The organism is Achromobacter ruhlandii, assembly GCF_902859695.1.
GTDB classification, from domain to species: domain Bacteria; phylum Pseudomonadota; class Gammaproteobacteria; order Burkholderiales; family Burkholderiaceae_B; genus Achromobacter; species Achromobacter ruhlandii.
Genome location: NZ_CADIJL010000044.1, coordinates 1 through 21,189 on the forward strand (window position 1 = coordinate 1; position 21,189 = coordinate 21,189).

General features: G+C 66.4%; 20 protein-coding genes. 14 read left to right on the top strand and 6 right to left on the bottom strand.

Going from position 1 to position 21,189, the window contains the following annotated elements:
• The 3 genes from HV742_RS29190 to purF all read left to right on the top strand — a co-directional run.
• Positions 1–487: SPOR domain-containing protein (locus HV742_RS29190; RefSeq protein ID WP_175147057.1), on the top strand; the 487-nt coding region annotated here is incomplete at its 5' end.
• Positions 487–975 (top strand): CvpA family protein, encoded by a 489-nt coding sequence (locus HV742_RS29195; RefSeq protein ID WP_025138852.1) that lies wholly within the window; start codon positions 487–489, stop codon positions 973–975. The genes HV742_RS29190 and HV742_RS29195, both read left to right, overlap by 1 nt.
• Before the next feature lie 30 nt (positions 976–1,005).
• The gene (gene purF, locus HV742_RS29200) at positions 1,006–2,526 is read left to right on the top strand and encodes an amidophosphoribosyltransferase (RefSeq protein WP_175147058.1); all 1,521 of its coding nucleotides are present in this window, start codon (positions 1,006–1,008) and stop codon (positions 2,524–2,526) included.
• A 75-nt stretch (positions 2,527–2,601) separates the two neighbouring features.
• Here the strand turns inward: purF and HV742_RS29205 are convergent, their stop codons facing one another.
• From HV742_RS29205 to map, 6 genes are all read right to left on the bottom strand, one after another.
• On the bottom strand, positions 2,602–3,102 hold the full coding sequence (locus HV742_RS29205) for a M48 metallopeptidase family protein (protein WP_175147059.1): 501 nt from the start codon (positions 3,100–3,102) through the stop codon (positions 2,602–2,604).
• Positions 3,103–3,106: 4 nt separating this feature from the next.
• Positions 3,107–3,721 carry a nucleotidyltransferase family protein gene (locus HV742_RS29210; protein ID WP_254601293.1) on the bottom strand — a complete coding sequence of 205 codons (615 nt, stop codon included), beginning with the start codon at positions 3,719–3,721 and terminating at the stop codon, positions 3,107–3,109.
• Positions 3,708–4,190 (bottom strand): disulfide bond formation protein B, encoded by a 483-nt coding sequence (locus HV742_RS29215; RefSeq protein WP_049074279.1) that lies wholly within the window; start codon positions 4,188–4,190, stop codon positions 3,708–3,710. Before HV742_RS29215 ends, HV742_RS29210 begins: the two co-directional genes overlap by 14 nt.
• A 68-nt stretch (positions 4,191–4,258) precedes the next feature.
• Complete coding sequence (locus HV742_RS29220) at positions 4,259–4,972, bottom strand: MarC family protein (RefSeq protein ID WP_054416204.1); 714 nt, start codon at positions 4,970–4,972, stop codon at positions 4,259–4,261.
• Positions 4,973–5,045: 73 nt separating this feature from the next.
• The gene (locus HV742_RS29225; protein ID WP_049074275.1) at positions 5,046–7,652 is read right to left on the bottom strand and encodes a [protein-PII] uridylyltransferase; all 2,607 of its coding nucleotides are present in this window, start codon (positions 7,650–7,652) and stop codon (positions 5,046–5,048) included.
• 19 nt (positions 7,653–7,671) lie between these two features.
• Positions 7,672–8,493, bottom strand: coding sequence for a type I methionyl aminopeptidase (gene map, locus HV742_RS29230; protein WP_049074274.1), 822 nt, complete (start codon positions 8,491–8,493; stop codon positions 7,672–7,674).
• 854 nt (positions 8,494–9,347) lie between these two features.
• Between map and rpsB the strand changes: the two genes are divergently transcribed.
• The 11 genes from rpsB (at position 9,348) to lpxD (ending at position 21,177) form a co-directional block, all read left to right on the top strand.
• Positions 9,348–10,097, top strand: coding sequence for a 30S ribosomal protein S2 (rpsB, locus tag HV742_RS29235; protein WP_049074271.1), 750 nt, complete (start codon positions 9,348–9,350; stop codon positions 10,095–10,097).
• A gap of 181 nt (positions 10,098–10,278) precedes the next feature.
• Positions 10,279–11,157: a translation elongation factor Ts gene (gene tsf, locus HV742_RS29240; protein ID WP_175147060.1), complete on the top strand. Its 879-nt coding sequence runs from the start codon at positions 10,279–10,281 to the stop codon at positions 11,155–11,157.
• A 97-nt stretch (positions 11,158–11,254) separates the two neighbouring features.
• Positions 11,255–11,971 (top strand): UMP kinase, encoded by a 717-nt coding sequence (gene pyrH, locus HV742_RS29245; protein ID WP_006394495.1) that lies wholly within the window; start codon positions 11,255–11,257, stop codon positions 11,969–11,971.
• Between the two features lie 15 nt (positions 11,972–11,986).
• Entirely contained in the window at positions 11,987–12,547 is a 561-nt protein-coding gene (gene frr / locus HV742_RS29250; RefSeq protein WP_049074267.1) for a ribosome recycling factor, read from the top strand.
• A gap of 166 nt (positions 12,548–12,713) precedes the next feature.
• Positions 12,714–13,478 carry a polyprenyl diphosphate synthase gene (uppS, locus tag HV742_RS29255; RefSeq protein ID WP_175147061.1) on the top strand — a complete coding sequence of 255 codons (765 nt, stop codon included), beginning with the start codon at positions 12,714–12,716 and terminating at the stop codon, positions 13,476–13,478.
• A gap of 65 nt (positions 13,479–13,543) precedes the next feature.
• Complete coding sequence (locus tag HV742_RS29260) at positions 13,544–14,401, top strand: phosphatidate cytidylyltransferase (RefSeq protein ID WP_175147062.1); 858 nt, start codon at positions 13,544–13,546, stop codon at positions 14,399–14,401.
• Positions 14,398–15,597 (top strand): 1-deoxy-D-xylulose-5-phosphate reductoisomerase, encoded by a 1,200-nt coding sequence (locus HV742_RS29265; RefSeq protein WP_175147063.1) that lies wholly within the window; start codon positions 14,398–14,400, stop codon positions 15,595–15,597. Before HV742_RS29260 ends, HV742_RS29265 begins: the two co-directional genes overlap by 4 nt.
• A 66-nt stretch (positions 15,598–15,663) precedes the next feature.
• A complete protein-coding gene (gene rseP / locus HV742_RS29270) occupies positions 15,664–16,995 on the top strand; it encodes an RIP metalloprotease RseP (RefSeq protein ID WP_175147064.1) in 1,332 nt (443 codons plus the stop codon).
• Positions 16,996–17,048: 53 nt separating this feature from the next.
• Positions 17,049–19,394: an outer membrane protein assembly factor BamA gene (gene bamA / locus HV742_RS29275; RefSeq protein ID WP_175147065.1), complete on the top strand. Its 2,346-nt coding sequence runs from the start codon at positions 17,049–17,051 to the stop codon at positions 19,392–19,394.
• Between the two features lie 107 nt (positions 19,395–19,501).
• A complete protein-coding gene (locus HV742_RS29280; protein WP_054416197.1) occupies positions 19,502–20,062 on the top strand; it encodes an OmpH/Skp family outer membrane protein in 561 nt (186 codons plus the stop codon).
• Between the two features lie 14 nt (positions 20,063–20,076).
• Entirely contained in the window at positions 20,077–21,177 is a 1,101-nt protein-coding gene (lpxD, locus tag HV742_RS29285) for a UDP-3-O-(3-hydroxymyristoyl)glucosamine N-acyltransferase (RefSeq protein WP_063584326.1), read from the top strand.
• Positions 21,178–21,189: the final 12 nt, after the last annotated feature.

Genomic DNA, 21,189 nt, shown 5'->3' on the forward strand with positions numbered 1-21,189 from the left:
CACCACGCCGCCCGCCACCACACCGCCCGCCGCGACGCCGCCCATGGCCACGCCGCCGCAGGTAGCCGCCACCACGCCGCCGCGCGCGCAGCCGGCCACGCCGCCCAAGCCGGAATCCAAGCCCGAGCCCAAGCCGGCCACGCCCAAGCCCGAAACCCGTTCCGATGACGGCGCCCGCGCCCTGGCATTGCTCGAAGGCCGCGCGGCGCCCGCCGCGGCCGCCACGCCAGCGGCCAAGCCGCCGGCCGCCAAGGGCAATTTCGTGCTGCAGATCGCGGCCTACACCACGTCCGAGGACGCCCAGTCGCGGCGCGCCAAGCTGCATCAGGCCGGGGTGACCAACGCATTCGTCGAGCAGGCTTCCATCGGAGGCAAGCAGCAGTACCGTCTGCGGGTGGGGCCGTTCCCCTCGCGCGAGGCGGCGCAGGCGGCCCAGGCGCGGTTGCGCACCCTGGGCTATGACAACGGTTTCATTGCCGCCCAGTAGTGACCGGCTTCGACTTCGTCGTGCTGGCCATCCTGGCGGTATCGGGTGTGCTGGGCCTGGTGCGCGGCCTGCTCAAGGAAGTGCTGTCGCTGGTCGCGTATCTGCTGGCCTTCGTGGCCGCGATCTGGTGGGGGCCCACGGTCTATACCTGGCTGGAGCCCTATATCGAAACAACGCTGCTGCGCATGGGTGTCTCGTACGCGGTGGTTTTCATTATCGTGCTGCTCGGCGTGGGGTTGGTCAACATGACGCTTGCCGCCTTGATCCGCAGCACCGGGCTGGGCCCGGCCGATCACGGCCTGGGCGGCATGTTCGGACTGGCCCGGGGGCTGCTCATCGTGCTGGCGCTGGTCGCCGCCGCCGGCTATACGCCGTTGCCGCAGGAGCCGTGGTGGCAGGACGCCATGTTTTCGCATTCGGCCATCGAGGCCATCAAACATATCAAGACGTGGCTGCCGCCGTCCCTGGCGACATGGCTGCCGTATTGATTAGCTTCACATCAACCAGGAAATCTCACCATGTGTGGAATCGTAGGGGTCATCGGGCGCGGGCCGGTCAACCAGCTGCTCTATGACAGCTTGCTGCTGTTGCAGCATCGCGGGCAGGATGCCGCGGGCATCGCGACGTCGCAAGGCAACCAGTTCAATATGTACAAGGCGCACGGCCTGGTGCGCGACGTATTCCGCACGCGCAACATGCGTGCCCTGCCGGGCACCTCGGGCGTGGGCCAGGTGCGTTATCCCACCGCCGGCTCCAGCGCCAGCGAGGAAGAGGCCCAGCCGTTCTACGTCAACGCGCCGTTCGGCATCATGTTCGCCCACAACGGCAACCTGACCAACTGGCGCGAGCTGCGTGAATCGCTCTACCGCGTCGACCGCCGCCATATCAACACCAATTCCGACTCGGAAGTGCTGCTGAACGTGCTGGCCCACGAGCTGCAATCGGCCGCCAGCGGCGTGTCGCTCGATGACGACGCCATGTTCCGCGCCGTTGCCGCCGTGCACAAGCGCGTGCGCGGCGCCTACGCCGTGGTGGCGCAGATTTCCGGTTACGGCCTGCTGGCGTTCCGCGATCCCAACGGCATCCGTCCGCTGTGCATCGGCCGCCAGGAGACCGACGAAGGCGTCGAGTGGATGGTGGCTTCGGAATCCGTGGCGCTGGAAGGCAGCGGTTTCGCCTTCGTGCGCGACGTCGAGCCCGGCGAAGCGGTGTTCGTCGACCTGGATGGCCGTTTCGTCAGCCGCCAGTGCGCCGACAATCCGCAGCTGGTGCCCTGCATCTTCGAATACGTCTACTTCGCCCGCCCGGATTCGCTGATCGACGGCGTGTCGGTGTACGACGCCCGCCTGCGCATGGGTGAATACCTGGCCGACAAGGTCGCGCGCAACATGCGCCTGGGCGACATCGACGTGGTCATGCCGATCCCCGATTCCTCGCGCCCGGCCGCCATGCAGCTGGCCGCCCGCCTGAACCTGGACTACCGCGAAGGCCTGATCAAGAACCGCTACGTCGGCCGCACCTTCATCATGCCCGGCCAGGCCGTGCGCCGTAAATCGGTGCGCCAGAAGCTCAATGCCATCGGCATGGAATTCAAGGGCAAGAACGTGCTGCTGGTGGACGACTCCATCGTGCGCGGCACCACCAGCCGCGAGATCGTCGACATGGCGCGCGCCGCCGGCGCCAACAAGGTGTACTTTGCCTCGGCCGCGCCTCCGGTGCGCTTCCCCAACGTCTACGGCATCGACATGCCGACGCAGAGCGAACTGATCGCCACCGGCCGCAGCGACGAGGAAATCGCCCGCGCGATCGGCGCCGACAGCCTGGTCTACCAGGACCTGCACGACATGCAGCAGGCGGTGCGCGACCTGAACCCGAAGCTGTCGCGCTTCGAAGCGTCGTGCTTCGATGGCGAGTACATTACCGGCGACATCACCGCGGAATACCTGGCTCGCCTGGGCCAGTCGCGCGCGGAGCCGGGCGATGGCGAAGGCGCCAGCGGCCTGCAGTTCAACATGGGCTATGCTGCCAACGACGCCTGAGGTCGGCGCCCCATGCAAAAGCCGCTCCCTGGGGAGCGGCTTTTTTTTGTCCGTGGGCTCGCGCGGGCGGAGGCCTCACCACAGGCTCTCGCCGCTGGCTTCCAGATGGGTCAGGTACAGCCGCAGGTCGAATTCATACTGGTGATATTGCGGCTCCATTAGTCGGCACAGGTTGTAGAAGGCCTTGTTGTGGTCTTTTTCCTTCAGGTGCGCCAGTTCGTGCACCGTGATCATCTTCAGGAATTCCTCCGGCACCGTCTTGAACAGCGTGGCCACGCGGATCTCGTGCTTGGCCTTGAGCTTGCCGCCCTGCACCCGCGAGATGAACGTGTGCTGGCCCAGCGCGTGCTGGATCACGTGGATCTTGCTGTCGAAGGCGATCTTGCTGAGCGGCGCGCCGTTGCGGATGTAGCTGTTCTTCAGGTCCACCACGTAGTCGTACAGCGCCTTGTCGGTGCGCACGGCATGCGCGCCGGCGGGATAACGGGCTCGCAGCGCCGGCCCCAGTTTGCCCTGGTCGAGCAGCGCGCGGGCCTGCGCCAGCAGGGGTTCCGGATAACCGATAAGGTATTTCATGGCGTCAGGAAAGCGGGGAGGGCAGCACCCGCAGGCGCGGCCATTTGTCGGTGTAGCGCTTGGCCAGCAGCCGTTGCGCGTAGAGCGCGGGATCGCGCAGTCCGGGGCTGGGCCGCAGCACCAGGTTGAACAGGTCCTCCAGGCCGTGGGGCGCCAGGATGCGCAGGCGGTCGTCGGCGTCGAGCGACACGCCGATACAGGTGGCGGTCTCGGGCCAGGTGGCGATGCCGGCCGCCAGCGACGCCAACGGGGGCGGCGCCATGCCGCCGTCGCGGCGCCACAGGTGGACCCGCGCCTGGTTCACCACCTCCCAGGGCGCGTCCGGCGCGGCGCCGCGCAGGCGGTGCGCGATAGCGGCCTCTCGCTCCGCCGTCAGGTTGGCGGCGTCGAAATAGACGAAGTCCACATCCGCGGGCGCATGACTGTCTGGAGGCAGGTCGTGCAGATGGTTCCAGACCAGCGTGCGGACCACGCCCGCGCCCAGACACCAGTCGGCCAGGCCGCAATCGCGCGCGGCGCGCAGCCACCGCATCAGCGGTGCGTGATCGCGGACCAGGGCGCGCAGGCGTTCGGCGTGGGGCGCTTCCAATGGCGAGGCGTGCGGCTCAGGCGCGGCCACGGCCGAACGCCGCGGCCAGCGCCATGACCAGCAGGATCACGAACAGCGCCAGGCTCCACAGCGCATACTCGATGCCCAGCACCGGCACCACCGCGTCCATGCAGGTGGCATAGATGCCGAACAGCCAGGGCACGCCGCCATCCAGGCCGATGCCGGTCATGAAGCGGTCGGCGAAAGTCTGGTCGCAGGACAGCATCTTGGCGGCCACGGTGTACTGGTACCAGGCGGCGGCGATGCCGCTGATCGACAGCAGGGCGGCCAGGGACGCGCAGATGCGCGTCAGCGCACGGCCGCCGCCGAAACCGCCGACCAGGGCGATGACGCCGATCACCAGGTAGATCAGGCGCTGCAGCACGCACCAGGCGCAGGGCGGCATGTCGAAGGCATACTGGGAGACCAGGGCGATGCCGACGGCGCCAAAGCAGAAGAGGGCGATCAGTCGGAGCAGGCGTTCTGAACGAGAAGTCATGGTTGTTGCAAGGTAAGGGGTTCGCGGGGGCGGAGCCTCCGGTGGATGGCCGGTCCGGCCGCCAGGCGTTAGGCCTTGGGAACCGGAATTGGTTGCATGACCTGCTGCAAGACGCCGAGCAGCAGTTCGCGCGAGCCTTCCCAGAAGATCTGCACGCCCAGGCACAGCATGATGAAGGCCGACATGCGCATGAACACGGCGGTGCCATTATCGCCCAGCCGATGCAGCATCTGCGCGGCAAAGCGCAGGCAGACATACAAAGTCAGCGAAACCACCACGATGCCCGGGATCGAGCCGCCCAGGCGCAGCAGGCTCAGCACGTGGTTCTGGTCGCGCAGCGACACGCCCACGGTGATGGCCGCGGCGATCGAGCCGGGGCCGCAGCTGATGGGGAAGGTCAGCGGGTAGAAGGCGCGCGCCTTGGCCATTTCCGGGGTGAAGGATTCGGCCATGCGGGCCACGCGCTCGGTGTCGGCATCGGGGGAATTGACCAGGCGCCACGCGCTGGCGATCACCAGCATGCCGCCGCCCACCCGCACGATCGACAGCGAGATGCCGAAGAAGCTCAGCAGCACGTTGCCCGCCACCATGGCCACGATCAGCATCAGGCCGACATTGACGGCCACGCGCTTGGCCAGCACCGTGCGGGTTGCCGACGAGGCGCCTTCGGTGAGCGACAGGAAGATGGGGGCGATGGCCGGTGGGTTCAGGAACGGCAGCAACGTGGCCAGCGCGAAGAAGAAGCTGGTCCCCAGCACCCGCAAATATTCGTTTAGCTCCATCGCACGGTATCGCCAAGCCGAAAACCGGATTGTATGCGGTCGGCGACGGTCTGGCGATGGCGCGGCGAGGCGGTCAGGCGGCCTGCTGCCGGGCCTCTTCCCCGGCCAGGGCGTCCAGGATGTCGCGTTCGAACTGCATCTGGCTGCGCGGGCGCGCCAGCGCGGCGCCGTCGACGATGAAAACGTCCTCCACACGGTCGCCCAGCGTCATGATCTTGGCCATCAGCAGGTTCACCTCGTGCTGGGCAAAGACCCGCGCCAGGGCGTGCAGCAGGCCGGGCCGGTCGGTTGCCGTGACCGACAGGCGCCACGAGGTGCTGCGTTCGTCGGGCTGCAATTCCGCCTGCGGCATGATCGGAAACACGCGTGACATGCGCGACTGGCGCCCGCGGCCGTAGTAGCCGCCACGGCCGGGCTGGACCTGGGCCGCGGCCTTGGCGTCCTTCAGGCGTTCGGCCAGTTCGTGCTCGACCAGCGTGGCCTGCGCGCGCAGGTCGCTGGCGCCTTCGGGCAGCAGCACGATGAAGCTGTCCAGCGCCCAGCCATGGCGGGTGGTGTGGATGCGGGCGTCCTGCACCGACAGCGACTTGGCGTCGAAATACCCGCAGATCGCCACGAACAGGTCCGGCACGTCGCGCGTGTAGACCATGATCTGCAGGCCTTCGCCCTGCTCGGTGGGGCGGGCCCGCACCACCGCGTGCGGCGGCGCTACCTGGTGGTACAGATGGCGCGTGTGCCAGGCGATGTCGGAGGCGTCGTGTCGCAGGAAATACGCCACGTCGAGCTGGTTCCAGAAGGCTTCGCGGGCGTCGTCGCGCAGGCCGGCCAGGCGCGTCAGGCGCGCGGCCTCTTCCTTGCGTTCGGTCAGCACCGTATGGGCGTCGGCATGGGCGCCGCCCAGCGCGGCCAGGGTCAGCTTGTACAGGTCCTCGAGCAGCTTGCCCTTCCAGGCGTTCCAGACCTTGGGGCTGGTGCCGCGGATATCGGCCACCGTCAGCAGGTACAGCGCGGTCAGGTGGCGTTCGTCCTTGACCGTGGCGGCGAAGTCCTGGATCACGGTGGGGTCGGACAGGTCGCGCTTTTGCGCCACGGCCGACATCAACAGGTGCTGGCGCACCAGGAATTCGACCAGCCTGGCGTCCTCGGGCTCCATGCCGTGGTCGTGGGCGAACTTGCGCACCTCGCGCGCGCCCAGCTCGGAGTGGTCGCCGCCACGGCCCTTGGCGATGTCGTGGAACAACGCCGCCACGTACAGCAGCCAATGGCGGTCCAGGCCGGCGATCAGCTGGCTGGCCAGCGGGTATTCCTGGGCGTGCTCGGGCATGGTGAAGCGGCGCAGGTTGCGCACCACCGCCAGGGTGTGCTGGTCCACCGTGTAAGCGTGGAACAGGTCGTGCTGCATCTGGCCGACGATGCGGCGGAACACCGGCAGGTAGCGCGGCAGGATGTTCAGCATGGTCATGCGGCGCAGCTCGTGCACGATGCCGCGCGGCTGCTGCAGGATCTGCAGGAACAGCTTGCGGTTGACCGGGTTGCGGCGGAATTGCGCGTCGATGCGGTGGCGCGAGTGCCAGATGGCGCGCAGCGTGCGCGCCGACATGCCGGTCAGCTCGGGATGCTGTTGCATCACCAGGAAGGCGCGCAGCAACAGCGTCGGGTTCCGCTCGAAGCCGTCGTCGCGGATGATGTCGAGGCGGTCGCGCAGGTTGCGGAAATCGTCGTCGATGTCGCGCGCGTCGCTGTCGGGGCGCGGGAACAGCCGTTCCTCGATGTTCTGCACCAGGATGCCGTTGAGCTGCGTCACCAGGCGCGCGGCCCAGTAGTAGCGCTGCATCAGCAGCTCGCTGCCGCGCCGGGTGGCCGTGGCATGGATGCCGTAGACTTCGGCCAGGGCCGGTTGCAGGTCGAACAGCACGCGGTCCTCGCGCCGCTTGGCCAGCAGGTGCAATTCGATGCGCAGGCGCTTGAAAGCCTGTTCCGCCTTGCGCAGGTCGCGCGCCTCGGAGGGAGTCAGCAGGCCGGCCTGCGCCACCGCGCGCCAGTTCTCGCCGAAGCCGGCCGCGCGCGCCATCCACAGGATCACCTGCAGGTCGCGCAGGCCGCCGGGCGATTCCTTGCAATTGGGTTCGAGCGCGTAGGGCGTGTCCTGGTAGCGCGCATGCCGCTGCTGCATCTCGACGCGCTTGGCGCGAAAGAACGCGCGCGCGTCCAGCCGCGACTGGGTGGCGGCCTCGAACTTCTTCATCAGCGCGCGGCTGCCGGCCAGCCAGCGGGATTCGAGCAGCGCGGTCTCGACCGTAATGTCGGCGTCGGCCTCGCGCTCGCAGTCCTCGATGGTGCGCACGCTGTGGCCGGGCTCCAGGCCCAGGTCCCAGAGCGAGGCCACCAGGCGCTCGATCGCGGATTCGTCCTCGGCGGTGGGCGCGTGCGGCAGCAGGATCAGCAGGTCGACGTCCGAATGCGGATACAGTTCGCCGCGGCCGTAGCCGCCCACCGCGGCCAGCGTGGCGCCGGCAGGCAGGGGATAGTGCTTGACCAGGTCGCGCAGCGCCGCGTCGACGATGCGGCGCAGTTCGCCCAGCAGCGTGTCGGGGCGTTCGTGCTCGCGGAACTGGGCCACCGCGGCGCGCCGGGATTCCTGGATGCGTTCGCGCAGGGTGCTGAGGATGTCGGCGGTCATGGTGGCGGACGGGCCGGGGTCAGACGGCGGGGATGACGATCGGTTCGGTGATGAAGGCGGGCGGCTTGGGCATGCCGGGCGACAGGGTCAGGACCTCGTAGCCGGTGTCGGTGACGCAGACAGCATGCTCCCATTGCGCCGACAGGCTGTGGTCGCGCGTCACGACCGTCCAGCCGTCGGACAGCTGGCGGATCTCGCGGCGGCCGGCGTTGATCATGGGTTCGATGGTGAACAGCATGCCCGTCACCAATTTCACCCCGGTGCCCGGCTTGCCGTAGTGCAGCACCTGCGGGTCTTCGTGAAAGCGCTGGCCGATGCCGTGGCCGCAGAACTCGCGCACCACCGAAAAGCCGTTGGCCTCGGCATGCTTCTGGATGGCGTTGCCGATGTCGCCCAATGTGGCCCCGTTTTTGACCTGCTGGATGCCTTTCCACATGCACTCGAAGGTGATGTCGGTCAGGCGGCGCGACAGGATCGACTGTTCGCCCACGGCGTACATGCGGCTGGTGTCGCCGAACCAGCCATCCTTGATGATGGTGACGTCGATATTGAGGGAGTCCCCGTTTTTCAGGGCCTTGTCGCCGGGGATGCCGTGGCACACCTGGTGGTTGACCGAGGTGCAGATGGCGCCAGGAAAGGGCGGATAGCCGGGCGGGGCGTAGCCGACGGTGGCGGACTTCACCTTGAGCTCGTCGGTCAGGTATTCCAGGCAGAGGCGGTCCAGTTCCCCGGTGGTGACGCCAGGCTTGACGTAGGGGGTGATGAAATCGAGGACTTTGGCGGCGTCCTGGCAGGCCGCGCGCATCTTGGCCAGGTCGGCCGGATTGGTAATGGTGCCCATGGAATGACTGACGGATCTCGCTTGAATGTCTGCTTGAAAGAATAGTAGAATTATAGGCTTCCCTAAAATTTTGGGGAGCAATCTGGGTAGCGGCAAGCGCCGATCCCGGCGGGTGGGGATGGAATCATCCTGGCCACACCCGGTTGGTTGTCTGATTTACGTACGTTGGGCCGCGCCGCTTCTTGTGAGATCGGTGGCGGGCTTCGGAGTTTCATCGCAAGCGAAGGTTGTGGTGGGGGTTCGGGCCAGTCGCCAGGTTCCGGGAGGCACGGCGGCACAGCGGATGAGAGAAGGCGGCGGGCCGGGGCGGCGGGATGGTTGCATCGACACAGGTCGGGGCGCTGCGTGCTCGCAAGCCCGGTCATGTTTTCGAGCAGCGATGCAGGTTCAGGGTGGCTGCCGGCTTAAGTTCTTGGAAGGTTTCCAGTTCCTGGGAGTTTTCCTGAAGAACCGCCCCCGGCGACTGATGCGCGGCAGGGTCAAAAACCGTCTGGTTGAAAAGCCGGGGGGGTTGAAAACCAGGGCGCGAGTGAACTGGATTTCGCTGCCAACAAAACAGGTCCGGGTGCGCTGGAAGAAACTGCCAGGCATTTCCTGGCGGGTCGGACGGCGCGATGCGTGCGGGCGGGGCAAGGCGCTTTGTCGTGGCGGCCGTCTGGGTTTATCGCGGCAGCGTAGCAGCAGGCGCCAAGGGCATCGCCCGGCGGCGTCGGAGTATTGCGGCAGTGATCGGCCGGCCCGGTTAAAATCGTTATTCATCCCGCATGTGCGGGAAATCGCGCGCAACACCACCCAGGGTGTCAGCCACAGGCTGATGCAGGTGCGGCGCAAGAAATCAACCCTTGGAGAAAGTTATGTCTTTGATGCGCGAAATGCTGGAAGCGGGTGTCCACTTCGGTCACCAGACCCGCTACTGGAACCCCAAGATGGCCCCCTTCATCTTCGGCCATCGCAACAAGATTCACATCATCAACCTGGAAAAGACGGTTGATAAGTACCAGGAAGCCACCAAGTTCGTGAAGCAGCTGGCTGCTCGCGGTGGCAACATCCTGTTCGTCGGCACCAAGCGCGCCGCCCGTGAGCTGGTCGCCGCCGAAGCCGCCCGTTGCGGCATGCCCTACGTCGATGCCCGCTGGCTCGGCGGCATGCTGACCAACTTCAAGACGGTCAAGACCTCGGTCAAGCGCCTGAAGGACATGGAAGCCGTGGTCGCCGAAGGCGGCGCCGAGCGCATGATCAAGAAGGAAGGCCTGCTGTTCCAGCGCGAACTGGAAAAGCTGAACAAGTCGATCGGCGGCATCAAGGACATGAACGGCCTGCCCGATGCCATGTTCGTGATCGACGTCGGCTACCACAAGATCGCCATCGCCGAAGCCAAGACCCTGGGCATCCCCGTGGTCGCCGTGGTTGACACCAACCACTCGCCCGAAGGCATCGACTACGTGATCCCCGGCAACGACGACTCGGCCAAGGCCATCGCGCTGTACGCCAAGGGCATCGCCGACGCCGTGCTGGAAGGCCGCGAGCAGAACCTGAACGGTCTGGTCGAGGAAATCGGCGAAGGCCAGGAAGAGTTCGTCGAAGTGCAGGACAACCAGGCCTAAGCCTGCTGTCATGTCCGGCGGTTAGTGTCAGGGGGCGGTCGCGGAATGCGGCGTGCCCCCGCTTCGCCGGCAGTGCGAAGGCGGACTCCCGCCTTCCTCATCCGCAGCTTGCGGACGTCTCATCGAATCACACCAATGCCCCGGCCCGCCGGGGCATGTCTTAGCAAAATTTGGAGCTAACATGGCTGAAATTACCGCCGCCCTGGTCAAGGAACTGCGCGAGAAGACCGATGCGCCCATGATGGAGTGCAAGAAGGCCCTGACGGAAGCCGAAGGCGACCTGGCCCGCGCTGAAGAGATCCTGCGCGTCAAGCTGGGCAACAAGGCCAGCAAGGCCGCCGCCCGCGTCACCGCCGAGGGCCTGATCGGCCTGTTCATCTCGGCCGACGCCAAGCAAGGCGCCGTCATCGAAGTGAACTGCGAAACCGACTTCGTCGCCAAGAACGACGACTTCGTCGCCTTTGTCAACAAGCTGGCCGAACTGGTTGCCACGCAGAACCCGGCCGACGTGGCTGCTCTGTCGGCGCTGCCCTACGGCGACGGCACGGTCGAATCCACCCGTACCGCCCTGATCGGCAAGATCGGCGAAAACATGGCGATCCGCCGTTTCGAGCGCATCGAGACCCCGAACGCGCTGGCCAGCTACGTGCACGGCGGCCGCATCGGCGTGCTGGTTGAGTACTCGGGCGCCGAGGAAGTGGGCAAGGACCTGGCGATGCACATCGCCGCGACCAAGCCCAAGGCCCTGAACGCCGACGGCGTGAACCCGGCCGACATCGCCGCCGAACGCTCGGTCGCCGAGCAGAAGGCCGCCGAATCGGGCAAGCCGGCTGAAATCGTCGCCAAGATGGTCGAAGGCTCGGTGCAGAAGTTCCTGAAGGAAGTCACGCTGCTGTCGCAACCTTTCGTCAAGGACGACAAGAACACCGTCGAACAGATGCTCAAGGCCAAGGGTGCCTCGATCACCAAGTTCGTGCTGTTCGTCGTCGGCGAAGGTATCGAGAAGAAGACCAGCGACTTCGCCGCTGAGGTTGCCGCCGCCGCCGCCGGCCGCGCCTGATCTCGGGGTAGTCCTTACAGGCCGGCGCTAGATATTTTCTAGTCCGGCCTATTTCTTGTCTTACACTTTCGTCGGAATGTTCTTCGGGATATCACCTATGAGCAGCAGATCATACAAACGGGTTCTTCTCAAACTTTCCGGCGAGGCGCTGATGGGCGACGATGCATTCGGCATCAATCGCGCCACCATCGTCCGCATGACCGATGAGATCGCCGAAGTCGCCGCCACTGGCGTCGAGCTGGCCATCGTCATCGGCGGTGGCAACATCTTCCGTGGCGTCGCCCCGGGTGCGCAGGGCATGGACCGCGCCACCGCCGACTACATGGGCATGATGGCCACCATCATGAACGCGCTTGCCCTGCAGGACGCGCTCAAGCACAAGGGTATCGACACCCGCGTGCAGTCGGCCCTGAACATCGACCAGGTCGTCGAACCGTACATCCGCCCCAAGGCCCTGCGTTACCTCGAAGAAGGCAAGGTCGTCATCTTCGCCGCGGGCACCGGCAACCCCTTCTTCACGACCGACACCGCGGCCGCCCTGCGTGGCGCCGAGATCGGCGCGGAGATCGTGCTGAAGGCCACCAAGGTCGACGGCATCTACAGCGCGGATCCCAACAAGGATCCTTCCGCCACGCGCTACGCGCGCATCAGCTTCGACGAGGCCATCGTCCGCCGCCTGGAAGTCATGGACGCCACGGCGTTCGCCCTGTGCCGCGACCAGAAGCTGCCGATCAAGGTGTTTTCGATCAATAAGTCGGGCGCGCTCAAGCGCGTCGTCAGCGGCGAAGACGAAGGCACGTTGGTACACGTTTAAAGAAAAGGAAAATCCATGAGCGTCGCAGAAATCCGCAAATCCGCCGAAGCCAGGATGGCCAAGTCGCTTGACACGCTCAAGACCAACCTGGCCAAGATCCGCACGGGCCGCGCCCACACCGGCATCCTGGACCACGTGCAGGTCGAGTACTACGGTTCGCCCGTGCCGATCAGCCAGGTCGGCAACGTGAACCTGATCGACGCGCGCACCATCAGCGTCCAGCCCTACGAAAAGAGCATGGCCGCCGCGATCGAGAAGGCCATCCGTGAGTCGGACCTGGGTCTGAACCCCATGTCCATGGGCGATACCATCCGCGTGCCGATGCCGGCCCTGACCGAAGAGCGCCGCCGCGACCTGACCAAGGTCGTGCGCAGCGAAGGCGAGGATGCCAAGGTGGCCGTGCGCAACCTGCGCCGCGAAGCCAACGACACCTTGAAGAAGCTGGTCAAGGACAAGGAAATCTCCGAGGACGACGAGCGTCGCGCCCAGGACGACGTCCAGAAGCTGACGGACCGCAACGTGGCCGACATCGACAAGATGGTCGCCCAAAAAGAAGCGGAAATCATGACCGTATAATCCTTGCAGTGCCGGACGGGCCGATTGGCCCGCCCGGCGCCAGGATTCCTGCTTTCGCGCCGTCCTATCCATCGCTACGCGGCACGCCTGTGCGGCGATGGATCGATGGCGCGGGTTTTTCACCGTATTCCCTGTTTTACGCCGGTCGACGGCGCTTCCCGGATCCATGGCAACCAGTTCCACCCAGGCGGTTCCCGATACCCGCGATATCCCCGAGCACGTGGCCATCATCATGGATGGCAACGGCAGATGGGCGACGCGGCGCCTGCTGCCGCGCACGGCGGGGCACGCCAAGGGCGTGCAGGCGGTGCGCCGCGTGGTCGAGGCCTGCGGCCGGGCGGGGGTGCGCTACCTGACACTGTTCGCCTTCAGTTCCGAGAACTGGCGCCGGCCCGCCGAGGAAGTGTCGCTGCTGATGCGCCTGTTCGTGCAGGCGCTTGAGCGCGAGGTTGGCAAGCTGGAAGAGCAGGGCGTGCGCCTGCACGTCATCGGCGACCTGTCGGCCTTCGAGCCGCGCTTGCAGGAACTGATCTTCGCGGCCCAGGCCCGCACCGCCCACAACGACCGCCTGCACCTGACGGTGGCCGCCAACTACGGCGGCCGCTGGGACATCCTGCAGGCCACCCGCGCGATGCTGGCGGCCGAGCCCGAGCTGGCGGCGCATCCGGAGCGGGTCGACGAAGAGCGCCTGGCGCGGCATCTTTCCATGTCCTGGGCGCCCGAGCCCGACCTGTTCATCCGCACGGGCGGCGAGCAGCGCATTTCCAATTTCCTGATCTGGCAGATGGCGTACGCGGAGTTCTACTTCACCGACCGCTTCTGGCCGGACTTCGGCGCCGACGAACTGCGCCAGGCATTCGAGTGGTACCGGGCGCGCGAGCGCCGTTTCGGCCGCACCAGCGCCCAGCTCAACGAGAGCAGCGGAAAATAGTCCGGCGCTCCGCCTGCCACGCGCCGTACGGGGCAGCGCCGAGTCGACCCTGAGGAGACCGTCATATGTTGGGCCAGCGTATCGTTACCGCCGTCATTCTGCTCGCCGTCCTGGCCGCCGCGATGATGAGCGCCAATCCCTGGTGGTTCGTGGCGTTGCTGGCGCTGGCCGCGGCCTGCGCCAACTGGGAGTGGCTGCGCCTGACGCTGCCGCAACCGCCGTCGCCGCTGATCGCCGCCGGCATTCCCGTTCTGCTGTTCGCGTCCATGCTGGCCCTGGCGTCGGCTTGGCTGGCGGGCAATCGCGCCGGTCTGGCCGATCCCGACTGGATCCTGCGCTACGCAACGCCGCTGGTGGGGGTGGTCTGGCTGTTCGGCGCCACTGCGGCAGTAGTGCGCGGCCGTTCCGACGCCGCGCCCGCCAGCCTGGGGTGGTCGCTGTTCTCGGTGCCGGCCGCTTTCGTCGCCTGGGCCGTGCTGGCGCAGTGGTACATGGCGCGCGGTCCCGTTTTCGTGGTGTCGCTGCTGGCGCTGGTCTGGGTGGCCGACATTGCCGCCTATTTCGCCGGCCGCGCCTTCGGCAAGCGTAAACTGGCGCCACGCGTCAGCCCCGGCAAGACGGTGGCCGGCGCCGTGGCCGGCGTGCTCGGCGCGGTCATCTGGATCGGCCTGTCGAGCCTCTGGGACGGCACTTATGGCCACGCCCTGGTGGCGCGCTGGACGTTCTGGCTGGCCCTGCCGATCGCGGCGCTGCTGGGCGTGCTGTCCATCATTGGCGACCTGTTCGAATCGCTGCTCAAGCGCCGCGCCGGCCGCAAGGATTCCAGCGCGCTGCTGCCTGGCCATGGGGGCGTCTACGATCGCATCGACGCGATCCTTCCGGTCGCGCCCTTCGCGCTAATTTTGTCTGGAGTGTTGTTTTGACGGCTTTTCAACGCGTCGTGGTGCTGGGGTCGACCGGTTCGATCGGCGAAAGCACGCTGGATGTGATTGCCCGCCACCCCGATCGGCTGGGCGTGTATGCCTTGTCCGCCTATAGCCGCATGCAGCGCCTGGCCGAGCAGGCGCTGGCCAGCCGCGCCGCGGTGGTGGTGGTGCCCGATGCCGAGGCGCGCCGGCAGTTCGTCGCGGCCTGGCCGGCGGGCCGGACCCTGCCCGAGATCCGCGTCGGCGCGCAGGCCCTGGCCGACACTGCGGCCGACCCGCAATGTGATTCGGTCATGGCCGCCATTGTCGGCGCCGCGGGGCTGCCCGCGGCCCTGGCGGCCGCGCGCCAAGGCAAGCGGGTGCTGCTGGCCAACAAGGAAGCGCTGGTGGCGGCGGGTTCGCTGTTCATGCAGGCAATTCGCGACAACGGCGCCGAACTGCTGCCGATCGATAGCGAACACAACGCGATTTTCCAATGCATGCCGCACGGCGGCCGCGCCGGCGCGCCGGATGCGCCGGCCCCCGGCGTGCGCCGCTTGTTGCTGACCGCCTCGGGCGGCCCGTTCCGGGGCCGCGACCTCGAGGACCTGCACGACGTCACGCCGGCGCAGGCCTGCGCCCATCCCAACTGGAGCATGGGCCGCAAGATCTCGGTCGATTCGGCCACCATGCTCAACAAGGGCCTGGAGGTGATCGAGGCGCACTGGCTGTTCGCCATGCCGGCCGACCGGATCGAGGTGGTGGTGCATCCGCAAAGCGTGATCCACTCCATGGTGGAGTACGACGACGGCTCGATCCTGGCGCAACTGGGCCAGCCCGACATGCGTACGCCTATCGCCTACGGCCTGGGCTTCCCCGAACGCCTGGACAGCGGCGTGGGGCCGCTCGACCTGACGCGCCTGGGCCGGCTCGATTTCGAGAAGCCCGACCTGGCGCGTTTTCCGTGCCTGGCGCTGTCGTTCGCGGCGCTGCGGGCCGGGCAGGGCGCCTGCATTGCCCTGAATGCCGCCAATGAGGTGGCGGTGGAGGCCTTTCTGGCGGGCCGCCTGGGGTATACCTGGATTGCGCGGGTTATCGAGGCGACCCTGGAGTGGCAGGTGGGGCAATCATCTGTTACGCTCAATAGTCTTGACGATGTGCTGGCGCTGGATGCCGCCGCGCGCGCCTACGCCGGCAATCTGGGCCTGGCGTAACCGCGCTCGATTGCGTATCAGCGCTCCGGCCCGCCTCGTCGCCGATTCCTGGATTTCCTGACCCCGATGCTTTTCACCCTGCTGGCCTTTGCCGTCGCGCTTGGCTCCCTGATCATTTTTCATGAGTTGGGGCATTATTGGGTGGCGCGCCTTTGCGGTGTGAAGGTGCTGCGATTCTCGGTCGGCTTCGGCAAGGTCATCCTGCGCCGCACCGACCGGCATGGCACCGAATGGGCCCTGTCGGCGCTGCCGCTGGGCGGCTACGTCAAGATGCAGGACGATGCTCCGGCTGGCGCCAGCCCGGCCGAGGCGGCCGGCGCCTTTAACAACAAGCCCGTCGGCAAGCGCATCGCCATCGTTGCCGCTGGTCCCATTTTCAATCTCATCCTCGCGGTCTTCCTGTATGCCGGCCTGAACATGGCGGGCACCGAGGAGCCGGTGGCCGTCATCGCCCAACCCGCTGCCGGTACGCCCGCCGCGCGCGCCGGGTTGGCGGCGGGCGACCGCATCCTGGCCATCGACGGCCAGGAGGTCGCGTCGTGGTCGGACGCCCGCTGGCGCCTGATGGACGTGATGGCCACGGGCGGTCGCACCCAGATCGAAGTCGGCACCCCCGGTGGTGCATCGCAGCAACGGGAAGTGACCCTGCCGGCCAACGCCATGGATCCGGCCGGCGGCGATCCGCTGCTGGCCGCCGGCATCCGCCTGGCCCAACCCAAGCCCGCCGTGCGCGTCGTCAACGATGGCGGCGAAGGGCAGGCGGCCGGCCTGCGCGCGGGCGACCTGATCCTGGCCGTCGATGGCCAGCCCACGCCGGACACCGGCGCGCTGGTAAAGCAGATCCAGGACAGCGCGGGCAAGACGCTGGCCCTGACGCTGGCGCGCGATGGCGCCCAGATTTCCGTGAACGTCACGCCGCGCGCCGAAACGGTCAACGGCCAGGTCATCGGCCGGCTCGGCGTCCAGCTGGGCGGCGACGTGCCCATGGTGACGGTGCGTTATGGCGTGTTCGACAGCCTGTGGCGCGGCGCGGTCCGCACCTGGGACACCGCGCTGTTTTCGCTGCGCATGATGGGTCGCATGGTGACGGGCGACGTCTCCTGGCGCAACGTCAGCGGCCCGGTCACCATCGCCGATTATGCGGGCCAGACCGCCCGGATCGGCATTGTTGCTTATATCGCTTATATCGCGTTGATCAGCATCAGCCTTGGCGTACTAAATTTGCTGCCCATTCCTATGCTGGACGGGGGCCATCTGCTGTACTATCTCGTCGAAATTGTGCGGGGCAGTCCGCCGCCCGCACGGTGGATCGATATCGGACAGCGCGCAGGCATTGGTTTATTGGCAAGCCTGATGGGGCTTGCGCTGTTCAATGATTTCACGCGCTTGTTTACTTAAGCGCCAATTAGCATAAAATCCCCCGCCATTTGCACGACCGAGGATACTCAAGGATGTCTTTTCGCCGGATGTTTCATCACAAAAAGGGTGTACTGCCGGGCGTAGTGCCGAGTCTGATCGCCGCATTGCTGCTTCCAGGCATGGCTCACGCCTTCGACCCTTTTGTCGTGCGGGATATCCGCGTAGAAGGGATCCAGCGTACCGACGCGGGTACCGTCTTCGGTTATCTGCCGGTCAAGGTGGGTGAGAAATTCACCGAGGAAGAAGCCACCGAGGCGATCCGCCGCCTGTATGGCACCGGCTTTTTCACCGACGTGCAGATCCAGACCGACAATAATGTCGTGGTCGTGGTGGTCCAGGAACGTCCGACGATCGCATCCGTGAATTTCAACGGCATGCGCGAGTTCGATTCCAAGGCCATTACCAAGTCGCTGGGGCAGGTGGGTTTTGCCGAAGGCCGCATTTTCGACCGCTCGATGCTCGAGCGCGCGGAATACGAGCTCAAGCAACAGTATCTGTCCAAGGGCAAGTACGGCGTCGAGGTCACCTCCACCGTGACGCCGCTGCCGCGCAACCGCGTCGGCGTGAGCTTCGACGTGTTCGAAGGCTCGGTCGCCCGCATCCAGGAAATCCGCTTCGTCGGCAACAAGGCCTTCTCCGAAAGCGACCTGCTCGACGAATTCAAGCTGACCACGCCGGGCTGGCTGACCTGGTACACCGATACCGACAAGTACTCGCGCGAAAAGCTCGAGGGCGACCTCGAACGCCTGCGTTCGTTCTACCTGGACCGCGGCTACCTCGAATTCACGGTCGAGCCGCCCCAGGTGACGATCTCGCCCGACCGCAAGGACATCCGCATCACCATCACGGTCCACGAAGGCGAGCCGTACAAGGTGCGCAGCGTCAAGCTGGCCGGCAACCTGATCGGCCTGGACAAGGAAATCAACGCCCTGGTCAAGATCAAGCCGGACGAGACGTTCTCGGCGGCCAAGGCCAACGATTCGGCCAAGGCCATCACCGACTACCTGGGTGAACTGGGCTACGCGTTCGCCAACGTCAACCCGAATCCGCAGCTCGACCGCGCCAAGCACGAGGCCGACCTGACGTTCTACGTCGATCCGAGCCGCCGCGTGTACGTGCGCCGCATCCAGATCGGCGGCAACACCCGCACGCGCGACGAAGTCGTGCGCCGCGAGATGCGCCAGCAGGAAGCCGCCTGGTACGACGCCAAGGACATCAAGACCTCGCGCGACCGCGTCGACCGCCTGGGCTACTTCAGCGACGTCAACGTCAAGACCGATCCGGTGCCGGGTTCGCCCGACCAGGTCGACGTCAACGTCGACGTGAAGGAAAAGCCCACCGGCATGATCAACCTGGGCGTGGGCTACGGTTCGTCCGAAAAGGCGATCCTGTCGGCCGGCATCAGCGAAGACAACGTGTTCGGCAGCGGCACCAACTTGACGCTGCAGCTGAACACCAGCAAGAGCAACCGCGCGGTGGTGCTGTCGCACACCGACCCGTACTGGACCAAGGACGGCATCAGCCGCACCACGTCCGCCTACTACCGCGTGACCGAGCCCTGGAACAACAACGACGGCGACTACCGCGTCAAGTCCATGGGCCTGGGCATGAACTTCGGCGTGCCGATCTCCGAGTACGACCGGATCTTCCTGGGCGCCAACCTCGAGCGCAACCAGATCGATCTGTTCTCGAATTCGCCGCTGGCCTACCGCAAGTTCGTCGACCAGTACGGCGATGCGACCAACTCGGTGATCTTCACCGCCGGCTGGTCCAACGACACCCGCGACAGCGCCCTGGCGCCGACCAAGGGTTCGTACACCCGCTTGAAGAGCGACTTCTCGACGGTCGACCTGAAGTACTACATGCTCACCGGCCAGCAGCAGTACTTCATCCCGCTGGGCGGCTCGTACACCCTGGCGCTGAACGGCATGGTCGACTGGGGCCAGAGCTACGGCGGCAAGGACTACCCGATCATCAAGGACGTGTACGCGGGCGGTATCGGCACGGTGCGCGGCTACGAAGGTTCGTCGCTGGGTCCGCGCGACCCGGTCACGGGCGACTACCTGGGCGGTTCGCGCCGCATCGTGGCCAACGCCCAGCTGTATCTGCCGTTCCCGGGCGCCTCCAAGGATCGCACGCTGCGCTGGTTCATCTTCAGCGACGCGGGCCAGGTGGGCGCCGGCAGCGGCCTGTCTTGCACCAACGGCAAGCCCGGCAGCGAGGTCGACGATCCTTGCGGCTGGCGCTTCTCGGCCGGTATCGGCCTGTCGTGGCAGTCGCCGATGGGTCCGTTGCAGCTGTCGTATGCCCGTCCGCTCAACGCCAAGCCGGGCGACGACAAGCAGAGCTTCCAGTTCCAGATCGGGACCGGGTTCTAACCGGCGTTACGCTTAAAAACAAGGGAGGGGCCCGCCGGCCCGGCCCTTTTGCCGTTTAGTGGCACAATACATACTTTGGCTTTGCCTTACTGGAAGGTGAGATTTTCATGATGTCTGACTTCGCACTTAAATCATCGAATACGCCGCGTGCCAACCGCCGTGGCAAGCTGGGCGGCTCCATTGCCCTGGTGGGTGCGCTCATTCTCGGTTCCGTCGCGGCGGTGCCCGCTCAGGCTCAAAACACCAAGATCGGCTTCGTCAACACCGAGCGGATCCTGCGTGAGTCCGGTCCGGCCAAGACGGCGCAAAGCAAGATCGAAGCCGAATTCAAGAAGCGCGACGACGAGCTGCAGCGCCTGAACTCCAGCCTGCGTTCGCAAGCCGAAAAGTTCGACAAGGACGCGCCCGTGCTGTCGGAATCCGACCGCGTCAAGCGCCAGCGCGAACTGTCCAACCTGGACACCGACCTGCAGCGCAAGCGCCGCGAATTCCAGGAAGACTTCAACCGTCGCCGCAACGAAGAGTTCTCCAGCATCGTGACGAAGGCCAACGAGGCCATCAAGCGCATCGCTGAACAGGAAAACTACGACCTGATCATCCAGGACGCCGTGACGGTCAACCCGCGCATCGACATCACCGACAAGGTGATCCAGAGCCTGGGCAAGTAAGTCGCAGTCGCCGTATGCCGGTTCTACTGGATCTAGCCCGCGCCCCGACGCTGGAAGCGCTGCTGAGCGCGGCCGATACGCAGGGCATGGGCTGGCGCATCAGCGCGCCCGCAGGCGCCGCGGAGCCCCTGCGGGTCCGTGGCATCGGCACCCTGGCCTCGGCCGGCGGCCAGGAAATCAGTTTCCTGGCCAATCCGAAGTACCAGAGCCAGCTCGCCGCCACCCAGGCGGGGGCGGTGATCGTCTCGACCGAGGTGGCCGAGGCGCTGGAAGCCGCTGGCGCCGACCGGCCGCGATTCACGCTGGTCGCCTGCAAGCATCCCTACCTGCTGTACGCCCGGGTGGCCCAGTGGTTCGACGCCGCCCGGCGTCCGGCCCTGCCGGCCGCCACGCATCCCTCCGCGGTGGTCGCGCCTGACGCGCACATCGAGGAAGACGTGCGCATTGGTCCGAATTGCGTGATCGAGTCGGGCGCGCGCATCGGCCGCGGCAGCGTGCTGGGCGCAGGTTGCGTCATCGGCGCCGGCTCCTCGGTGGGCCCCGGCAGCCGCCTGCATGCCCATGTCACGCTGTACGAAGGCGTGAAGGTCGGGGCACGCGCCATCATCCACAGCGGCGCGGTGCTCGGCGCCGACGGCTTCGGTTTCGCGCCGGACCCGTCGTTGGGGCAGGGCGCCTGGGGCAAGATTCCGCAACTGGGCGGGGTGACGGTGGGCGACGACGTCGAAATCGGCGCCAACACGACCATCGACCGCGGCGCGCTCGAAGATACCGTGGTGGGCAACGGCGTCAAGCTGGACAACCAGATCATGGTGGCCCACAACTGCCGCATCGGCGCATACACCGCCATCGCGGCGTGCGTGGGCGTGGCGGGTTCGACCACCATCGGCGAACGCTGCACCATTGGCGGCGCCGCCATGCTCTCGGGACACCTGACCCTGGCGGACGACGTGCACATTTCGGGCGGCACCGCGGTGACGTCCAATATTTCCAAGCCTGGCCGCTATACCGGGGTGTACCCGTATGCGGATCATGGTGAATGGCAGCGCAACGCCGCCGTGATACAACAGTTGGCGCAATTGCGCCGCCGCGTGCGGACGCTGGAAAAAGACTAGGGCGCAGCCACG

Bases quoted from the DNA above. Each gene is read 5' to 3' on its own strand.
- purF (WP_175147058.1), top strand. From the start codon at position 1,006: ATGTGTGGAATCGTAGGGGTCATCGGGCGCGGGCCGGTCAACCAGCTG.
- HV742_RS29205 (WP_175147059.1), bottom strand. From the start codon at position 3,102: ATGAAATACCTTATCGGTTATCCGGAACCCCTGCTGGCGCAGGCCCGC.
- HV742_RS29215 (WP_049074279.1), bottom strand. From the start codon at position 4,190: ATGACTTCTCGTTCAGAACGCCTGCTCCGACTGATCGCCCTCTTCTGC.
- HV742_RS29220 (WP_054416204.1), bottom strand. From the start codon at position 4,972: ATGGAGCTAAACGAATATTTGCGGGTGCTGGGGACCAGCTTCTTCTTC.
- HV742_RS29225 (WP_049074275.1), bottom strand. From the start codon at position 7,652: ATGACCGCCGACATCCTCAGCACCCTGCGCGAACGCATCCAGGAATCC.
- map (WP_049074274.1), bottom strand. From the start codon at position 8,493: ATGGGCACCATTACCAATCCGGCCGACCTGGCCAAGATGCGCGCGGCC.
- rpsB (WP_049074271.1), top strand. From the start codon at position 9,348: ATGTCTTTGATGCGCGAAATGCTGGAAGCGGGTGTCCACTTCGGTCAC.
- tsf (WP_175147060.1), top strand. From the start codon at position 10,279: ATGGCTGAAATTACCGCCGCCCTGGTCAAGGAACTGCGCGAGAAGACC.
- pyrH (WP_006394495.1), top strand. From the start codon at position 11,255: ATGAGCAGCAGATCATACAAACGGGTTCTTCTCAAACTTTCCGGCGAG.
- frr (WP_049074267.1), top strand. From the start codon at position 11,987: ATGAGCGTCGCAGAAATCCGCAAATCCGCCGAAGCCAGGATGGCCAAG.
- uppS (WP_175147061.1), top strand. From the start codon at position 12,714: ATGGCAACCAGTTCCACCCAGGCGGTTCCCGATACCCGCGATATCCCC.
- HV742_RS29260 (WP_175147062.1), top strand. From the start codon at position 13,544: ATGTTGGGCCAGCGTATCGTTACCGCCGTCATTCTGCTCGCCGTCCTG.
- rseP (WP_175147064.1), top strand. From the start codon at position 15,664: ATGCTTTTCACCCTGCTGGCCTTTGCCGTCGCGCTTGGCTCCCTGATC.
- bamA (WP_175147065.1), top strand. From the start codon at position 17,049: ATGTCTTTTCGCCGGATGTTTCATCACAAAAAGGGTGTACTGCCGGGC.
- HV742_RS29280 (WP_054416197.1), top strand. From the start codon at position 19,502: ATGATGTCTGACTTCGCACTTAAATCATCGAATACGCCGCGTGCCAAC.
- lpxD (WP_063584326.1), top strand. From the start codon at position 20,077: ATGCCGGTTCTACTGGATCTAGCCCGCGCCCCGACGCTGGAAGCGCTG.